Source organism: Nioella sediminis (genome assembly GCF_001879695.1).
Taxonomy (GTDB): Bacteria; Pseudomonadota; Alphaproteobacteria; order Rhodobacterales; family Rhodobacteraceae; genus Nioella; species Nioella sediminis.
On sequence record NZ_MNBL01000193.1, the window covers coordinates 1 to 1,340 of the forward strand.

Genomic DNA, 1,340 nt, shown 5'->3' on the forward strand with positions numbered 1-1,340 from the left:
TCCATCTCGATCAGCTGGTCGATGGTGCCCCGGCTGACGGACACGCCGCGGATTTCCTCGATCTCGGCGCGGGTGCAGGGCTGATGGTAGGCGATGATGGCCAGCGTTTCGATGGCCGCTCGGCTGAGCTTGCGGGTTTCCACCGTCTCGCGGCTCATCAGGAACGAGAGGTCAGGCGCGGTGCGAATGGCCCAGGCATCGCCCACGCGGGCCACGTTGACCCCCCTGCCCTGATAGCGGCGGCGCAGCAGCACCATGGCCTCTGCCGCGTCGCAGCCATGGGGCATGCGGTCCTGCATGGCGCGGGTGGTCAGCGGCTCGCTCGACGCAAAGAGCATCGCCTCGACCATGCGTTCCTGTTCCGCGAGCGGCGGGGCCTGAAAGAGGCTGTCTTCCTGCTCCTCTTCAATCGGGGTGTCCCGCTCGATATCCGGGTCCTCAGCGGTCATCGGGGCCTCTTGCTTTCAGGTGGATCGGCGCGAATGTCTCGGTCTGGCGAAGGGTCGCCTTGCCCGCCTTCACCAGCTCCAGCGAGGCGGCGAAGGTCGAGGCGGTGGCAGAGCGGCGTTTCATCGGATCGCGGCGCCAGCCATCGGGAATGAAGGTCGAGATATCGACCCAGTCCCCGGAAAAGCCGATCATGCCGCGCATCCGGTCCAGGGCCGCCTCCATGGTGAAGATAGACTCGCGGTCCAGCACGAAGGGGCGGAAATCATCGCGGGTACGGGTGCGGGCATAGGCCTGCATCAGGTCCAGCAGCGAGGCGGTGAAGCTCGTCCTGCGGGCGGTTTCCACCCGCTCGGGCAGGCCGCGCACGAAGCGGTCCTTGCCAAGCTGATCGCGCGCCATGATCCGCGCAGCCCGGTCGCGCATGGCTTGCAGACGTTCGAGCTGGAAGGCCAGATGGGCGGCCAGTTCCTCGCCGGTCGGGCCCTCCTCGGCAGGGTCGGGCGGCAGCAGCAGGCGGGATTTGAGGAAGGCCAGCCAGGCCGCCATCACGAGGTAGTCGGCCGCCAGTTCAATGCGCAAGGACCGGGCCTTTTCGACGAAGGCCAGATATTGCTCGGCCAGTTTCAGAACCGAGATCTTGCGCAGGTCCACCTTTTGCGTGCGGCTCAACGTCAAGAGCACGTCGAGCGGGCCTTCGAACCCGTCCACATCGACGATCAACGCCTCCGCCGCACGACGCTCGGCGACGGTTTCCCAAAGATCCTCTGGCTGGCGATCTGTGCTGTCTGACATCCGGGGGCGGTCCAATGTGAAGGGGGACAAAGTCCGGGGATGGCAGGGGAATGTCAAGATCGGGCATGGATCGCGGGGACGCGATTTCGAAATCGCGT

General features: G+C 65.9%; 2 protein-coding genes. Both read right to left on the bottom strand.

Annotated features, from left to right (window positions below; all coding sequences use genetic code 11):
• Positions 1–449: SMC-Scp complex subunit ScpB (gene scpB / locus BKY26_RS19740; RefSeq protein WP_131541954.1), on the bottom strand; the 449-nt coding region annotated here is incomplete at its 3' end.
• The gene (locus BKY26_RS19745) at positions 439–1,242 is read right to left on the bottom strand and encodes a segregation and condensation protein A (protein ID WP_071692074.1); all 804 of its coding nucleotides are present in this window, start codon (positions 1,240–1,242) and stop codon (positions 439–441) included. The genes BKY26_RS19745 and scpB, both read right to left, overlap by 11 nt.
• Positions 1,243–1,340: the final 98 nt, after the last annotated feature.

Bases quoted from the DNA above. Each gene is read 5' to 3' on its own strand.
- BKY26_RS19745 (WP_071692074.1), bottom strand. From the start codon at position 1,242: ATGTCAGACAGCACAGATCGCCAGCCAGAGGATCTTTGGGAAACCGTC.